This window comes from Streptomyces sp. NPDC086077, from assembly GCF_040686175.1.
In the GTDB taxonomy this organism is placed as follows: domain Bacteria; phylum Actinomycetota; class Actinomycetes; order Streptomycetales; family Streptomycetaceae; genus Streptomyces.
In genome coordinates this window covers 1-14,348 of record NZ_JBFBJT010000054.1, presented here as the reverse complement: position 1 = coordinate 14,348, position 14,348 = coordinate 1, and the positions used below count along the sequence as shown (strand labels likewise).

The window sequence follows — 14,348 nt, the reverse complement described above, 5'->3', positions numbered from 1 at the left end:
CCCACCTGGAGGTACCACAACGATGACGAAGACGACGAACGCCGACGACGGCGACCAGAAGTACCGCATCGAGCACGACTCGATGGGCGAGGTGCGGGTCCCGGCCGACGCCAGGTGGCGGGCCCAGACCCAGCGGGCCGTGGAGAATTTCCCGATCTCCGGGCAGCGGCTGGAGCGCGCGCACATCGAGGCGCTCGCACGGATCAAGGCCGCTGCCGCGACCGTCAACGCCAAGCTCGGCGTTATCGACAAGGACATCGCGGAGGCCGTCCAGGAGGCCGCGCGGGAGGTGGCGGAGGGGCGCTGGGACGAGCACTTCCCCGTCGACGTGTTCCAGACGGGGTCCGGCACCTCGTCCAACATGAACACCAACGAGGTCATCGCGACCCTCGCGAGCGAGCGGCTCGGCCGGGACGTGCACCCCAACGACCACGTCAACGCGTCCCAGTCGTCCAACGACGTCTTCCCGTCCTCCCTGCACATCGCCGCCACCGCCGCCGTGCTGCGCGACCTGATCCCGGCGCTGCGGCACCTCGCCGCCGCCCTGGAGCGCAAGGCGGAGGAGTTCGCCGACGTGGTGAAGTCGGGACGGACCCATCTGATGGACGCCACACCCGTGACGCTGGGCCAGGAGTTCGGGGGGTACGCCGCCCAGGTGCGCTACGGCATCGAGCGGCTGGAGGCCTCGCTCCCCCGGCTCGCCGAACTGCCACTCGGCGGCACGGCGGTCGGCACCGGCATCAACACCCCGCCCGGTTTCCCGGCGGCCGTGATCGCGGAGGTGGCCCGCGCGACGGGCCTGCCGCTCACCGAGGCCCGCAACCACTTCGAGGCGCAGGGCGCCCGGGACGGGATCGTCGAGACCAGCGGGCAGCTGCGCACCATCGCCGTCGGACTGACGAAGATCGCCAACGATCTGCGCTGGATGGCGTCCGGGCCGCGCACCGGGCTCGCCGAGATCAACCTGCCCGATCTCCAGCCCGGTTCGTCGATCATGCCGGGCAAGGTCAACCCGGTCGTCCCGGAGGCCGTGCTCATGGTCTGCGCCCAGGTCGTCGGCAACGACACCACGGTCGCCACGGCGGGCGCCTCCGGCAACTTCGAGCTGAACGTGATGCTCCCGGTCATCGCGAAGAACGTGCTGGAGTCCGTCCGGCTGCTCGCCAACGTCTCCCGGCTGCTCGCCGACCGGACCGTCGACGGCATCACCGCCAACCGGGAACGCGCCCGCGAGTACGCCGAGTCGTCCCCCTCCGTGGTGACGCCGCTGAACAAGTACATCGGGTACGAGGAGGCCGCCAAGGTCGCCAAAAAGTCGCTGGCCGAGCGCAAGACGATCCGTCAGGTCGTCCTGGAGGGCGGCTACGTGGAGCGCGGCGACCTCACGGTGCAGCAGCTCGACGAGGCGCTGGACGTCCTGCGGATGACACACCCGTGACCGGCACACGGGGCCGTGTGACCGGCGCGTGAACCGTGACACGCGCCGCAGCGTCGTATGCCGGTGACACCTAATATCTGTGCATGACGGACGACGGAGCGGTGAGACGCGTGGAAGCGGGCGGAGCCACGGCCTTCTGGGCACCGGGCAGTCACATCCTGTGGCGGTACCGGGAGAACGCAGGCGACCGCTTCCACATCGCGCGCCCCGTCACCGTCGTGCGCGACGACGCCGACCTGCTCGCCGTGTGGATGGCGCCGGGCACGGAGTGCGTCAAGCCGGTGCTCGCCGACGGGACGCCGGTGCACCTGGAGCCCCTGGAGACGCGCTACACCAAGCCGCGGACCGTGCAGCGCGACCGCTGGTTCGGCACCGGTGTGCTGAAGCTGGCCCGGCCTCGTGAACCCTGGTCGGTGTGGCTGTTCTGGGACCCGGGGTGGCAGTTCAAGAACTGGTACGTCAACCTGGAGCAGCCGCTGGCGCGTTGGAGCGGCGGCGTGGACTCCGAGGATCACTTTCTCGACATCTCCGTGCACCCGGACCGCAGTTGGCACTGGCGGGACGAGGACGAGTTCGCGCAGGCCCAGCGGGACGGCCTGATGGACGCCGCGCAGGCCGCACACGTCCGGGACGCGGGGCGGGCCGCGGTGGAGGTGATCCGCGCCTGGGGGCCGCCGTTCGCCGACGGCTGGCAGCACTGGCGGCCGGATCCGGCCTGGGCCGTACCCTCACTTCCGGAGGACTGGGATCGTATGCCTGCGCGTGTGTCCTCATGAGACCCTTGCCGCGCCCCCGGGCGGGAAACGTAGGATCGTCCTCCGCAAGGGGCGCGCGGCGACAACTCGCGGGACGCGCAGTGAGCTTGACCGGATGTCACCGAGGGGCGGCAGGACGTGAGCGAGGGCTACGAGGGCAACCCCCGTGCGGGCAGCGGGCGGTGCGCCGGTGGCACGGGAACAGCCTCTGACCACACGGGAATTCCGTTCCTGGGGCATGTATTCCGGGTATCGGGACTTCGGCGGGACGAACTGCACGCGCGGTACAAGGCGCGCACGGCCCCGGACGGATGGATTCGACACGCGTGACGGAGCAGCCGACATCTTTCGAGCGCCCCCAGGCGGGCGTCGACCCCGCGGATCCCCGCGGGGCGCTCCTGCGTACCCCGGCGGCGCCGCTGACCTCCGGTGCCGCCGCTTTACCCGCACAGGCCCGCAGCACCGGTGAGACGCCCTCGGGCACTTCCGTGACGCCCGGCGGCGCCACCGGTCCTGAGCACTCCCAGCCGGCCGCGGCCGAGCCCGACAACCACCGCCCGCGCCCGGCGCCGGAGGCCATCCCGGCGCAGCCCGGCATCGACCCGGAGCGTTCGGGCCCCGGCGGCCAGGATCGCCGTACCGGCCAGCCGTCCCCGCTCGGCCGGCCCACGCCGATGCGGCGGGACGGCGACCGGTTGCGCTTCGTGGGCGCCGCCACCCGCCGGATCGCCCGCGGCATCGACCTCGACGAGATCGTCATGGGGCTGTGCCGGGCCACCGTGCCGACGTTTTCCGACGCGATCCTCGTCTATCTGCGCGATCCGCTGCCGGTCGGCGACGAGCGGCCCACGGGCCCCGTCGTGCTGCGGCTGCGGCGCACCGACCGGATCCCGGAGGAGCGGGACACCGAGGGCGGTTTCGCGCCGGTGCTCCAGCCGGAGCCGTCGGAGCTGTCGACGCTGACCGCCGAGCTGTGCGAGGTACGGCCCGGGGGCGCGCTCGCCGAGGTGCTGCGCGGGGTACGTCCCGTGTTCGCCGACGCGCCCGCCGCCCGTGCCGCGCTGCCCGAACTGCTCGGCGAGAACGGCGATGCGGTGATCCCCGCCGGTCAGCGGGCCATCCTTGCCCCGCTGCGCGGCCGCCGGCGCGTCATCGGCGCCGCGGTCTTCCTGCGCCGCCCGGAGCGGCTGGCGTTCGAGGCGGACGACCTGCTGATCGCGGCCCAGCTCGCCACGCACAGCGCGCTCGGCATCGACAAGGCGGTGCTGTACGGCCGCGAGGCGTACATCGCCGACGAGTTGCAGCGCACCATGCTGCCCGAGACCTTGCCGCAGCCGACGGGTGTCCGGCTGGCCTCCCGCTACCTGCCGGCCGCCGAGACCGCACGGGTCGGCGGCGACTGGTACGACGCCATCCCGCTGCCCGGGAGCAGGGTCGCGCTCGTCGTCGGCGACGTGATGGGTCACTCCATGACGTCCGCCGCGATCATGGGCCAGCTGCGCACGACGGCGCAGACGCTCGCCGGGCTCGACCTGCCGCCGCAGGAGGTGCTGCACCACCTCGACGAGCAGGCCCAGCGACTCGGCACCGACCGGATGGCGACCTGTCTGTACGCGGTCTACGACCCGGTGTCGCACCGGATCACCATCGCCAACGCCGGCCATCCGCCACCGGTGCTGCTGCACCTGGGCGGGCGGGCCGAGGTACTGCGCGTCCCGGCGGGCGCGCCGATCGGTGTCGGCGGAGTCGACTTCGAGGCGGTGGAGCTGGACGCGCCGGCCGGGGCGACGCTGCTGCTGTACACGGACGGGCTGGTCGAGTCCCGGCTGCGCGACGTGTGGACCGGCATAGAGCAGCTGCGCGAGAAGCTGGCCGCGACCGCGCAGCTCACCGGGCCGGATCATCCGCCGCCGCTGGAAGCGCTGTGCGACGAGGTGCTGGACATGCTCGGACCGGGCGACCGGGACGACGACATCGCGCTGCTCGCCGCCCGGTTCGACGGGATCGCGCCGAGCGATGTGGCGTACTGGTACCTGGAGCCGGAGGAGATGGCACCGGGCAAGGCCCGGCGGCTGGCCCGCGGTGCGCTGTCCCGATGGGACATGGAGGAGCTGACGGACTCCGTCGAGCTGCTCATCAGTGAGGTCGTCACCAACGCCGTGCGATATGCGTCGCGGCCGGTGACGCTGCGGTTGCTGCGGACGGACGTGCTGCGCTGCGAGGTGGGCGACGACGTGCCGCAGCTGCCGCGCCTGCGGCAGGCCCGTGCCACGGACGAGGGCGGGCGTGGGCTGTATCTGGTGAACCGGCTGGCCCGGCGGTGGGGGGCGACTCGGCTCAGCACCGGGAAGGTCGTCTGGTTCGAGCTGAATCGCGGGTGAACCGAGAGGGCGCCCGGCTGAATCCGCCGGGCGCCCTCTTCTATCGCTCGTCGTCCGGGAGGAACGGGTTCTCCGGGGTCGTCGGGGTCGTCGGTATGGACGGCGGGGGTTCCGTCGAGGGAGTCTGCGACGGCGGCGACTGACTGGGCGTCTGGCTCGGCGTCTGACTCGGCGTCCGGGTCGGGGACTCGGACGTCGGGGGTGCCGACGTCGGCGGCTCGGAGGTGGGAGCCTCGGTGGTCGGCTCGTCACTGGGGGGCGGGGTGTAGGTCGGCTTGACCGCGGCGCCCTGGGTGGTGTCCAGGTCGAACTTGCTGACCTCGTCCATCACGCCGAAGGTGTAGGCCGCCCAGATCTGTGCCGGGAACCCGCCGCCGTTGACTCGGCCCTTGCCCGGGAGGGTGCCGGTGGCGCCCGCCATGTTCACCTGTTTGCCGGTCTTGGCGTCCTGGCCGAACAGGCCGACCGAGGTCACCAGGTCCGGGGTGTAGCCGGTGAACCAGGCGGACCTGCCGTAGTCGGAGGTACCCGTCTTGCCGGCCACCTGCTGCCCGTGACGCTCCGGGTTGTCGCGCACCGACCTGCGGGCCGTGCCGTCGTCGACCACGCCGGTGAGCACCGAGGTGACCGTGTCGGCGGACTCCCGGCTGATGACCTGATCACCGACGGGGTCCGGCAGGTCCACCACGGTGTCCTTGTGCTCGGCCGAGGCCAGCACCGCCGGCGTGACCTTCTTGCCGTGGTTGTCGAGGGTGGCGTAGATCCCCGCCATCTCCAGCGGGCTCGCGCCCATGGAGCCGAGCGTCTGGGCCGGCACCGCCTGCATGCCCTCGGTGTCCATGCCGAGCTCGCCGGCGACCTCCATCACCTGGTCCATGCCGACGTCGACGCCCATCTGGGCGAAGACGGAGTTGATGGACTTGTTCATCGCGGTCTGCACGGTGACGTCGCCGTAGTCGACGTCGTCCTCGTTCGGCGGGGCGAAGCCGACCTTCTCGCCGCTGTCCGTGACCTGGTGCCGGCTGTCACCGTCGTAGATCGTGTTCGCGGTGATCGGCTCGCCGTCCTGGGTCTCGGCGGCCTCCTCCACGGCGGCGGCCAGGATCACCGGTTTGAAGGTGGAGGCCGGCTGGTAGTCGCGGCGGGTCGCGTTGTTCGTGTAGTGCTTGACGTAGTCCACGCCGCCGTACATCGCGACGACCTTGCCGGTCTTCGGGTCGACGGACACGGCGCCGGGCTGGATGTTCGCGTCGACCTTGCGCTTCTTCGGGTCGAGCTTGCTCGCGAACTGTTCCTCGGCGGCCTTCTCCAGCTGGGCCTGCTTCTTCTTGTCGACGTTCAGCGTCAGGTTCCAGCCGCCGCGCTTGACCATGGCGAGGGCCTGGTCCTGGTCCTGCGCCGTCCCCTGGGCGACCAGTCGCCGGGCCAGCTCCGCGTTGGCCGCGTCGACCCAGTAGCCGGTCTGGCCCTCCATGCCGGGATTGCCCTGCGGCTCCTTCGGCACCGGGAACTTCATCCCCTGGCGTTCGGAGGCGCCCAGCCAGCGCTTCTCGACCATGTTGTCCAGGACGTAGTTCCAGCGGTTCTTCACCAGTCGCTTGCTGGTCTCCGAGGCGACCGCCCAGTCGTACTGACTCGGCGCCTGCAGCAGCGCGGCGAGGTACGCGCCCTGCTCGACGGTGAGTTCGTCGGCGTCCACGCGGTAGTAGGCCTGCGCCGCGGCCTGGATGCCGTAGGCGTTGCGGCCGTAGTAGCTGGTGTTGATGTAGCCCGCGAGGATGTCGTCCTTGGACATCTGGCGGTCCACCTTCAGCGAGATCACCAGCTCCTTGAGCTTGCGGGTGACCGTCTGTTCCTGGCTGAGGTAGTAGTTCTTGACGTACTGCTGGGTGATCGTCGAACCGCCCTGCGCGCCCTTGCCGCTGAGGGTGTTGAGCAGGCCTCGGGTCGTGCCTTTCAGGTCGACGCCGTTGTCCTGGTAGAAGGACTTGTTCTCGGCGGCCACGAAGGTCCGCTGGACGGCCTTGGGCACCCTGGCCAGGTCGACGACCTCGCGGTTGACCTCGCCGTCGCGGACCAGGACCGTGCCGTCGCTGTACTTGTAGACGTTGCTCTGCAGCTTCGCCGCCGCGTTGCCCTCGGGGACGGACACCAGCAGGTACAGCAGGATGAAGCCGCCGATGCCCAGCAGGCACAGGCCGAGGAAGGTGCCGAGCATCTTCCGCCAGGTGAACAGCCTGCGTATGCCGCTCTTCCCGGACTTGCCGGGCCTGCCCCGCCGGCGGCCGGGGCCGGTCGGGCCTTCCGGGCTCGCAGCGCGCGACGAACGGCGGTTCTTCGGCGCCGCGCGGTGGCCACCTCGCTGCCGCGCTCGTCTGTCTTCCGCTCGTCCCATGGGTCCGTTCGCTCCGCTCCGCTCTCGGGTGTCACTTCGGTTCCGTGGCTCAGGTCAGCTCAGAAAGCTAACACCGCCCTCTATGACAAAGTCCGACTCTTTCGGTCTTTTACGGACGTGACAATCAGCACGCCTTCCTACGGAACCGACGCCCGAAGGGGGGTTGAGGTTGCCGTGTCGGGGTAAAGTGATATCACTTAGCTAGGAAAGAGCTAAACTAGAAACGGGGGACCCCTCATGTCCACGCACGACTCACCGGCCGTCGCCGACGTCCCGGAGATGCCCGCCCCACGCGTCCGGGAGTTCCAGGCGCACAGCATCGGCGGCGGGCTCGCCCTGCTCCTCGGCCTGATCGGGCTGCTCGGCGGCATCGCCATGATCGTCAGCGCCACGACCGTCACGGGGGCCGGCCTCAAGGCCACGCTGATCGTCCTCGGCATCCTGGTCGCGATCTCCGCGTTCGTCGCGATGTGCGGGCTGAACATGGTGGCGCCGGGCGAGGCCCGCGTCGTCCAGCTCTTCGGGCGCTACCGCGGCACGATCCGGCAGGACGGCCTGCGCTGGGTGAACCCGCTCACCTCACGCACCAAGATCTCCACCCGCGTCCGCAACCACGAGACCGCGGTCCTGAAGGTCAACGACGCCTACGGCAACCCGATCGAGCTCGCCGCGGTCGTCGTGTGGCGCGTCGAGGACACCGCGCAGGCCTCCTTCGAGGTCGACGACTACATCGAGTTCGTCTCCACGCAGACCGAGGCGGCCGTGCGGCACATCGCCATCGAGTACCCCTACGACTCCCACGAGGAGGGCGGCCTCTCGCTGCGCGAGAACGCCGAGGAGATCACCGAGAAGCTCGCCGTCGAACTGCACGCGCGCGTGGAGGCGGCCGGCGTGCAGATCATCGAGTCCCGCTTCACGCACCTCGCCTACGCCCCCGAGATCGCCTCGGCGATGCTCCAGCGGCAGCAGGCCGGCGCGGTCGTCGCGGCCCGCCGGCAGATCGTGGACGGCGCGGTCGGCATGGTCGAGATGGCGCTGGCCCGGCTGACCGAGCGGGACATCGTGGAGCTGGACTCCGAGCGGAAGGCGGCGATGGTGTCCAACCTCATGGTGGTGCTGTGCGGTGACCGGGCCGCCCAGCCGGTCGTCAACACCGGGACGCTCTACCAGTGACGGATCCGTCCGAGGGGACTTCCTCGAAGCGGCGGCCGCAGCAGCAGCGCAAGCAGGTGCTGCTGCGGCTGGATCCGTCGGTGTACGAGTCGCTCGCCCGCTGGGCGTCGGACGAGCTGCGGTCGGCCAACGCGCAGATCGAGTTCCTGCTCCGCAAGGCCCTCAAGGACGCGGGCCGGCTGCCCGGCGACGCCGGGCCCCTGCCCCGCCGGGGCCGGCCGCCCGGAGGCCCCCCGCCGCAGTAGCAGAACCGTGACAATCTCTCGCACCTGCGGCGACGCACCCCTTCCCACGATCTACACACCGTGCGTATACACCCGACGTATACCCGGTATGTAGAGTGCTCGGCATGTCCATCGGTCACACTCTCCTCGGACTCCTGGAGTCCGGCCCCCGCCACGGCTACGACCTGAAGCGGGCCTTCGACGAGAAGTTCGGTCAGGACCGGCCCCTGCACTACGGCCAGGTCTACTCGACGATGTCCCGGCTGCTGAAGCACGGCCTCGTCGAGGTAGACGGCATCGAGCCGGGCGGCGGGCCGGAGCGTAAGCGCTACGCCATCACCGACGCCGGCATCACCGACGTCGAGCGGTGGCTCGCGACGCCGGAGAAGCCGGAGCCGTACCTCCAGTCGACCCTCTACACCAAGGTCGTCCTCGCCCTGCTCACCCGGCGCGACGCCGCCGACATCCTCGACACCCAGCGCTCCGAGCACCTGCGCCTGATGCGGATCCTCACCGACCGCAAGCGCAAGGGCGATCTCGCGGACCAGCTGATCTGCGACCACGCGCTCTTCCATCTGGAGGCGGACCTGCGGTGGCTGGAACTGACCGCCGCACGGCTCGACAGGCTCGCGGAGGTGGTGACGAAGTGACTCCCACCGGTGCCCTGCTCGTGGCCGAGGGACTGTACAAGACGTACGGCCCCACCACCGCCCTGGACGGCGCGGACTTCTCCATCCACCCCGGCGAGGTCGTCGCCGTGATGGGCCCCTCCGGCTCCGGGAAGTCCACCCTGCTGCACTGCCTCGCCGGCATCGTCCCGCCCGACAATGGCTCGATCCGCTACGACGGCCGGGAGATGGCCACGATGAACGACGCCCGGCGCAGCGCGCTGCGGCGCTCGGAGTTCGGGTTCGTCTTCCAGTTCGGCCAGCTCGTGCCCGAGCTCACGTGCGTCGAGAACGTGGCCCTGCCGCTGCGCCTGAACGGCGCGTCCCGCAAGGCCGCCGAGCGCACCGCCCTGTCCTGGATGGAGCGTCTGGAGGTCGACGGCATAGGGAAGAAGCGGCCCGGCGAGGTCTCCGGCGGGCAGGGCCAGCGCGTCGCCGTGGCCCGCTCCCTGGTCACCGGCCCGCGCGTGCTCTTCGCCGACGAGCCCACCGGCGCGCTGGACTCCCTCAACGGCGAGCGGGTGATGGAACTGCTGACGGACGCGGCCCGCTCCACCAACGCCGCCGTCGTCCTCGTCACGCACGAGGCGCGGGTCGCCGCCTACTCCGACCGCGAGATCGTCGTACGGGACGGCAAGTCCCGGGACATGGAGCGGGTCGTATGAGGCTCCGTCAGTCGCTTCGTGACCTGGCCATGGGCTTCGGGTTCGCGTTCACCGGCCGGGGCGGCTGGGTGCGCGCTGTGCTCACCGCGGTCGGCGTCGGACTCGGCGTGGCGCTGCTGCTGCTCACGGCCGCGATCCCGAGCGCGCTGGACGCCCGGCACGAACGCGAACAGGCCCGCACGGACTACACGTTCGACCCGACGGAGCGGCCGAAGTCGGACTCCACCCTGCTGGTCGCCATCGTCGGCACCACCTTCCGCGACGTGAACGTCCGCGGCCGGGCGCTGGATCCCGAGGGCCCGAAGGCACCGCTGCCGCCCGGCGTCGACGCGATGCCCGGGGCCGGCGAGATGGTCGTCTCGCCCCGGCTCAAGGAGCTGCTGGAGTCGCCCGACGGGAAGCTGCTGCGCGAGCGGCTGCCGGAGCGGATCGTGGGCACGATCGGTGAGCCGGGCCTGGTCGGATCCGCCGAACTCGCCTTCTACCGCGGTGCCGAAGGGCTCTCCGCCCACCTGGGCCAGGGTGCGGTCCACCGGATCGAACGGTTCGGAGAGCCGATCCGCGGCAACTCCGACCCCTGGGACCCGGTACTGCTGCTGCTGGTCCTCGTGGTCTTCGTGGTCCTGCTGATGCCGGTGGGCGTCTTCGTCGCCGCGGCCGTGCGGTTCGGCGGCGAGGGACGCGACCGGCGGCTCGCGGCGCTGCGGCTGGTCGGCTCCGACAGCGGGATGACCCGCCGGGTGGCGGCCGGTGAGGCACTGGCCGGTTCGCTGCTGGGCCTGGTCTTCGGCACCTGCTTCTTCCTGGTCGGACGCCAGCTCGCGGGGCAGGCGGAGGTGTTCGACGTCAGCGTCTTCCCGAGCTACCTCAACCCCTCCCCCGCCCTCGCCGCGCTGGTCGCGGTCCTGGTCCCGGCGGCGGCCGTGCTGGTCACCCTCCTCGCGCTGCGCGGCGTGGTCATCGAACCGCTCGGCGTGGTGCGCACGGCCAAGCCGAGCCGCCGCAGGCTCTGGTGGCGGCTGCTGCTGCCGCTGGCCGGCCTGGGCATGCTCGCCCCGATGATCGGCCAGGGCAGTGACCAGGGGAACTTCAACCAGTACCTGGTCGTCGGCGGCGTGATGCTGCTGCTCATCGGCGTCACCGCGCTGCTGCCGTGGATCGTCGAGACGGTCGTCGCGCGGCTCGGTGCGGGTTCGGTCTCCTGGCAGCTCGCCGTCCGCCGCCTCCAGTTGAGCAGCGGCGCGGCGGCCCGCACCGTCAACGGCATCGCCGTGGCGGTCGCCGGGGCGATCGCGTTGCAGATGCTGTTCGCCGGGGTGGAGAGCGACTTCACCCGGCAGACCGACTACGACCTCAGCAGGGCGCAGATGCAGGTGCGGCTCTCGGAGGGCGTTCCCCTGGCCGCGGCCGCCGAGGAGTTCCGCCGGACCGACGGCGTGCGCAAGGTCTACGCCTTCTCGGAGGGCTATCTCGGCGAACGACGCGAGGACCCCGAGCACGGCGCCCAGGTGACGGTCGGCGACTGCGCCGAACTCCGGGTCCTGGCGAAGCTGCCGTCGTGCCGGGACGGGGACGTCTTCGCGCTGGCCGGCGGGGAGCGGGACACCGACACCGCCGGGCTGGCGAAGCCGGGCCGGACGCTCTACTTCGACCCGACCTACGAAGGCAGCCCCAAGGGCGCGGAGGCCGCGTGGAAGGTGCCGGCCGTGCGCGACGCGACCGCCCTGCCGGGCCTGACGGGTGAGCCCCGGGGCGGGTTCCTGGTCACGCCCAAGGCCCTGCCGCAGGCGGCCCTGAGAACGACGAGCAGCGAGGTGTACCTCAAGATCGACGACACCAGGCCGGAGGTGCGCGACCTGGTGCGCAACACCTCGGCGGCGGTCGACCCGCTCTCGGACCCCATGGTGTGGGCCTCCACCGAGCGCGCCGGCCGCTACGACTCCATCCGCACCGGCCTGTTCGTCGGCGCGGCCTGCGTCCTGGCCCTGATCGGTGCGAGCCTGCTCGTCTCCCAGCTGGAGCAGTTGCGCGAACGCAGGAAGCTGCTGTCGGCCCTGGTGGCCTTCGGCACCCGGCGTCGCACGCTGAGCCTGTCCGTGCTGTGGCAGACGGCGATCCCGATCGTGCTGGGACTGACCCTGGCCTCGGTGGTGGGGCTCACCCTGGGTACCGTCCTGCTGAAGATGACGACCACGGCGCTGAGCGTGGACTGGTCGAGCGTGCTGGCCATGATCGGCATCGGCGCGGGCGTCGTCCTCGTCGTCACGCTGCTCAGCCTGCCGCCCCTGCTGCGGATGATGCGGCCGGAGGGCCTGCGCACCGAGTGAGCTACTCGGCGCCGTTCAACACGCGTACGGGAAGCGGCCGCAGTGCCTCGCGCAGTGCGGCCGCCAGCTCCCCGTACTCCGCGCCGCGCGCCGCGCCCGTCCGCATCGCCAGCGCGATCCGGCGGGTCGGCGCGGGGTCGGAGAAGTACCCGGTGAGCAGCTGATTGCTGCGGCTCGTCTCCACCTTGACGGCGGTACGCGGCAGCAAGGTGCAGCCCAGGCCACCGGCGACGAGCTGGACGAGGGTGGACAGCCCGGCGGCGGTCGTGGTGACCGGCGCGTTCTCGCGGCCGGCCTCGCGGCAGATGTCGAGGGCCTGGTCGCGCAGGCAGTGCCCCTCGTCGAGAAGAAGCAGGTTGAGCTCCTTGAGCGCCTCCCGCGGAATGCCCTCGCGTCCGCCGAGCCAGTGGTCGAGCGGCGTGACGAGGACGAAGTCCTCGTCGAACAGCGGCAGTTCGCTGACTCCAAGGACCCCGAGGGGCACGGCGAGCAGCAGCAGGTCGAGCCGCCCCGAGGTGAGCCCGTCCAGCAGGCTGGCGGTCTGCTCCTCGTGCACCTGGAGGTCGAGGTGCGGGTAGCGGTCGTGCACCAGCCGCAGGACGGTGGGCAGCAGGTAGGGGGCGACGGTCGGGATCACACCGAGCCGCAGCGCGCCGGTGAAGGGCGCCCGCACGGCCTCGGCCTCCTCCATCAGGGCGCCCACCTCGGCCAGGACCGCCTTGGCGCGCACGGCGAGCCGCTCACCGGCGGGTGAGAGCAGCACCTTGCGGGTCGTACGCTCGAGGAGCGTGACACCGAGGACCTCCTCCAGTGTGGAGACGGCTCCGGACAGGGCGGGCTGACTCATGCCGATCGCGGCGGCGGCGTCGCGGAAGTGCAGATGCTCGGCCACGGCGGCGAACGCGCGCAGTTGGGCGAGGCTGGGCTGACGCCGCCTACTGGTGTTACCAACGGTCACTGATAGCTACCTCCGATCAACTCGACCGAGTGTAGCTATTTCCCGAATCAATGCGCGTTGTGCCACGATCGGCCACGTCCAACCCATGGGAAAGACTCGTCAGAAGCGGGTCTTCCTGCGCTGCAAGGAGAGCTAGTGCTCACTGTCGGTGACAAGTTCCCCGAGTTCGAACTGACCGCCTGTGTCTCGCTGGAGAAGGGCAACGAGTTCGAGGAGATCAACCACAAGACCTACGAGGGCAAGTGGAAGGTGATCTTCGCTTGGCCCAAGGACTTCACCTTCGTGTGCCCGACCGAGATCGCCGCCTTCGGCAAGCTGAACGACGAGTTCGCCGACCGTGACGCGCAGGTCCTCGGCTTCTCCGGCGACTCCGAGTTCGTCCACCACGCCTGGCGCAAGGACCACGACGACCTGCGGGACCTGCCGTTCCCGATGATGGCCGACTCCAAGCACGAGCTGATGCGCGACCTGGGCATCGAGGACGAGGAAGGCTTCGCCAAGCGCGCGGTCTTCATCGTCGACCAGAACAACGAGATCCAGTTCACCATGGTGACCGCGGGTTCCGTCGGCCGTAACCCCAAGGAGGTCCTGCGGGTCCTCGACGCGCTCCAGACGGACGAGCTGTGCCCGTGCAACTGGAGCAAGGGCGAGGACACGCTGGACCCGGTCGCCCTGCTCGCCGGGGAGTGATCCACGCATGTCCCTCGACACCCTGAAGTCCCGTATCCCGGACTACGCCAAGGACCTGAAGCTCAACCTGGGTTCGGTCATCGGCAACTCCGACCTCCCGGCCCAGCAGCTGTGGGGCACGGTGCTGGCCACCGCCATGGCCGCGCGCTCCCCGATCGTGCTGCGCGAGCTGGAGCCGGAGGCCAAGGCGGCGCTGTCGCCGGAGGCGTACACGGCGGCCAAGTCCGCCGCGGCGATCATGTCGATGAACAACGTCTTCTACCGCACCCGGCACCTGCTGTCCGACCACGAGTACGGCACCCTGCGCGCGGGTCTGCGGATGAACGTCATCGGCAACCCCGGTGTGGACAAGGTCGACTTCGAGCTGTGGTCCTTCGCCGTCTCCGCCATCAACGGCTGCGGCATGTGCCTCGACTCCCACGAGCAGGTCCTGCGCAAGGCCGGCGTCGACCGCGAGGTCATCCAGGAGTCCTTCAAGATCGCCTCCGTCGTCCAGGCGGTCGCGGTCACCCTGGACGCCGAGGCGGCACTCGCCGAGTAGTCCTGCCGAGCCTGACGCCGAGGCCCCGCACACCGATCCTTGAGTTCTAGCGGTCGTCGCAACACCCCAGCTCAAGGGGTGCGATGTTCGAGATCCGCAAGACACGGACGGTGGCCCAGGGCCGCAGGAAGCT

12 protein-coding genes are annotated in these 14,348 nt (G+C 70.7%); 10 read left to right on the top strand and 2 right to left on the bottom strand.

What is annotated here, in order from left to right; translation table 11 throughout:
* The first annotated feature begins 22 nt into the window (after positions 1-22).
* The 3 genes from AB0O67_RS17665 to AB0O67_RS17655 all read left to right on the top strand — a co-directional run bounded on the left by AB0O67_RS17665 (position 23) and on the right by AB0O67_RS17655 (position 4,574).
* The gene (locus tag AB0O67_RS17665; protein ID WP_365450968.1) at positions 23-1,438 is read left to right on the top strand and encodes a class II fumarate hydratase; all 1,416 of its coding nucleotides are present in this window, start codon (positions 23-25) and stop codon (positions 1,436-1,438) included.
* Positions 1,439-1,521: 83 nt separating this feature from the next.
* Entirely contained in the window at positions 1,522-2,214 is a 693-nt protein-coding gene (locus AB0O67_RS17660; protein WP_365450966.1) for a DUF402 domain-containing protein, read from the top strand.
* Between the two features lie 290 nt (positions 2,215-2,504).
* A complete protein-coding gene (locus AB0O67_RS17655) occupies positions 2,505-4,574 on the top strand; it encodes a SpoIIE family protein phosphatase (RefSeq protein WP_365450964.1) in 2,070 nt (689 codons plus the stop codon).
* 40 nt (positions 4,575-4,614) lie between these two features.
* Here AB0O67_RS17655 and AB0O67_RS17650 read toward each other — a convergent pair whose 3' ends face one another.
* On the bottom strand, positions 4,615-6,969 hold the full coding sequence (locus tag AB0O67_RS17650) for a transglycosylase domain-containing protein (protein WP_365450962.1): 2,355 nt from the start codon (positions 6,967-6,969) through the stop codon (positions 4,615-4,617).
* Positions 6,970-7,206: 237 nt separating this feature from the next.
* Here AB0O67_RS17650 and AB0O67_RS17645 point away from each other — a divergent pair, with 237 nt between their 5' ends.
* The 5 genes from AB0O67_RS17645 (at position 7,207) to AB0O67_RS17625 (ending at position 12,026) form a co-directional block, all read left to right on the top strand.
* On the top strand, positions 7,207-8,142 hold the full coding sequence (locus AB0O67_RS17645) for an SPFH domain-containing protein (RefSeq protein WP_365450960.1): 936 nt from the start codon (positions 7,207-7,209) through the stop codon (positions 8,140-8,142).
* The gene (locus AB0O67_RS17640; RefSeq protein WP_365450958.1) at positions 8,139-8,387 is read left to right on the top strand and encodes a hypothetical protein; all 249 of its coding nucleotides are present in this window, start codon (positions 8,139-8,141) and stop codon (positions 8,385-8,387) included. Before AB0O67_RS17645 ends, AB0O67_RS17640 begins: the two co-directional genes overlap by 4 nt.
* 104 nt (positions 8,388-8,491) lie before the next feature.
* Entirely contained in the window at positions 8,492-9,016 is a 525-nt protein-coding gene (locus AB0O67_RS17635) for a PadR family transcriptional regulator (protein WP_365450956.1), read from the top strand.
* Positions 9,013-9,699 carry an ABC transporter ATP-binding protein gene (locus AB0O67_RS17630; RefSeq protein ID WP_365450954.1) on the top strand — a complete coding sequence of 229 codons (687 nt, stop codon included), beginning with the start codon at positions 9,013-9,015 and terminating at the stop codon, positions 9,697-9,699. Before AB0O67_RS17635 ends, AB0O67_RS17630 begins: the two co-directional genes overlap by 4 nt.
* Complete coding sequence (locus tag AB0O67_RS17625) at positions 9,696-12,026, top strand: FtsX-like permease family protein (protein ID WP_365450952.1); 2,331 nt, start codon at positions 9,696-9,698, stop codon at positions 12,024-12,026. The genes AB0O67_RS17630 and AB0O67_RS17625 overlap by 4 nt, the downstream gene beginning before the upstream one ends.
* A gap of 1 nt (position 12,027) precedes the next feature.
* Here AB0O67_RS17625 and AB0O67_RS17620 read toward each other — a convergent pair whose 3' ends face one another.
* Positions 12,028-12,984: a LysR substrate-binding domain-containing protein gene (locus tag AB0O67_RS17620; protein WP_365450950.1), complete on the bottom strand. Its 957-nt coding sequence runs from the start codon at positions 12,982-12,984 to the stop codon at positions 12,028-12,030.
* 135 nt (positions 12,985-13,119) lie between these two features.
* Between AB0O67_RS17620 and AB0O67_RS17615 the strand changes: the two genes are divergently transcribed.
* Entirely contained in the window at positions 13,120-13,674 is a 555-nt protein-coding gene (locus AB0O67_RS17615) for a peroxiredoxin (RefSeq protein ID WP_365450948.1), read from the top strand.
* Between the two features lie 7 nt (positions 13,675-13,681).
* A complete protein-coding gene (locus AB0O67_RS17610) occupies positions 13,682-14,215 on the top strand; it encodes an alkyl hydroperoxide reductase (RefSeq protein ID WP_365450946.1) in 534 nt (177 codons plus the stop codon).
* The last annotated feature ends 133 nt before the right edge of the window (positions 14,216-14,348 follow it).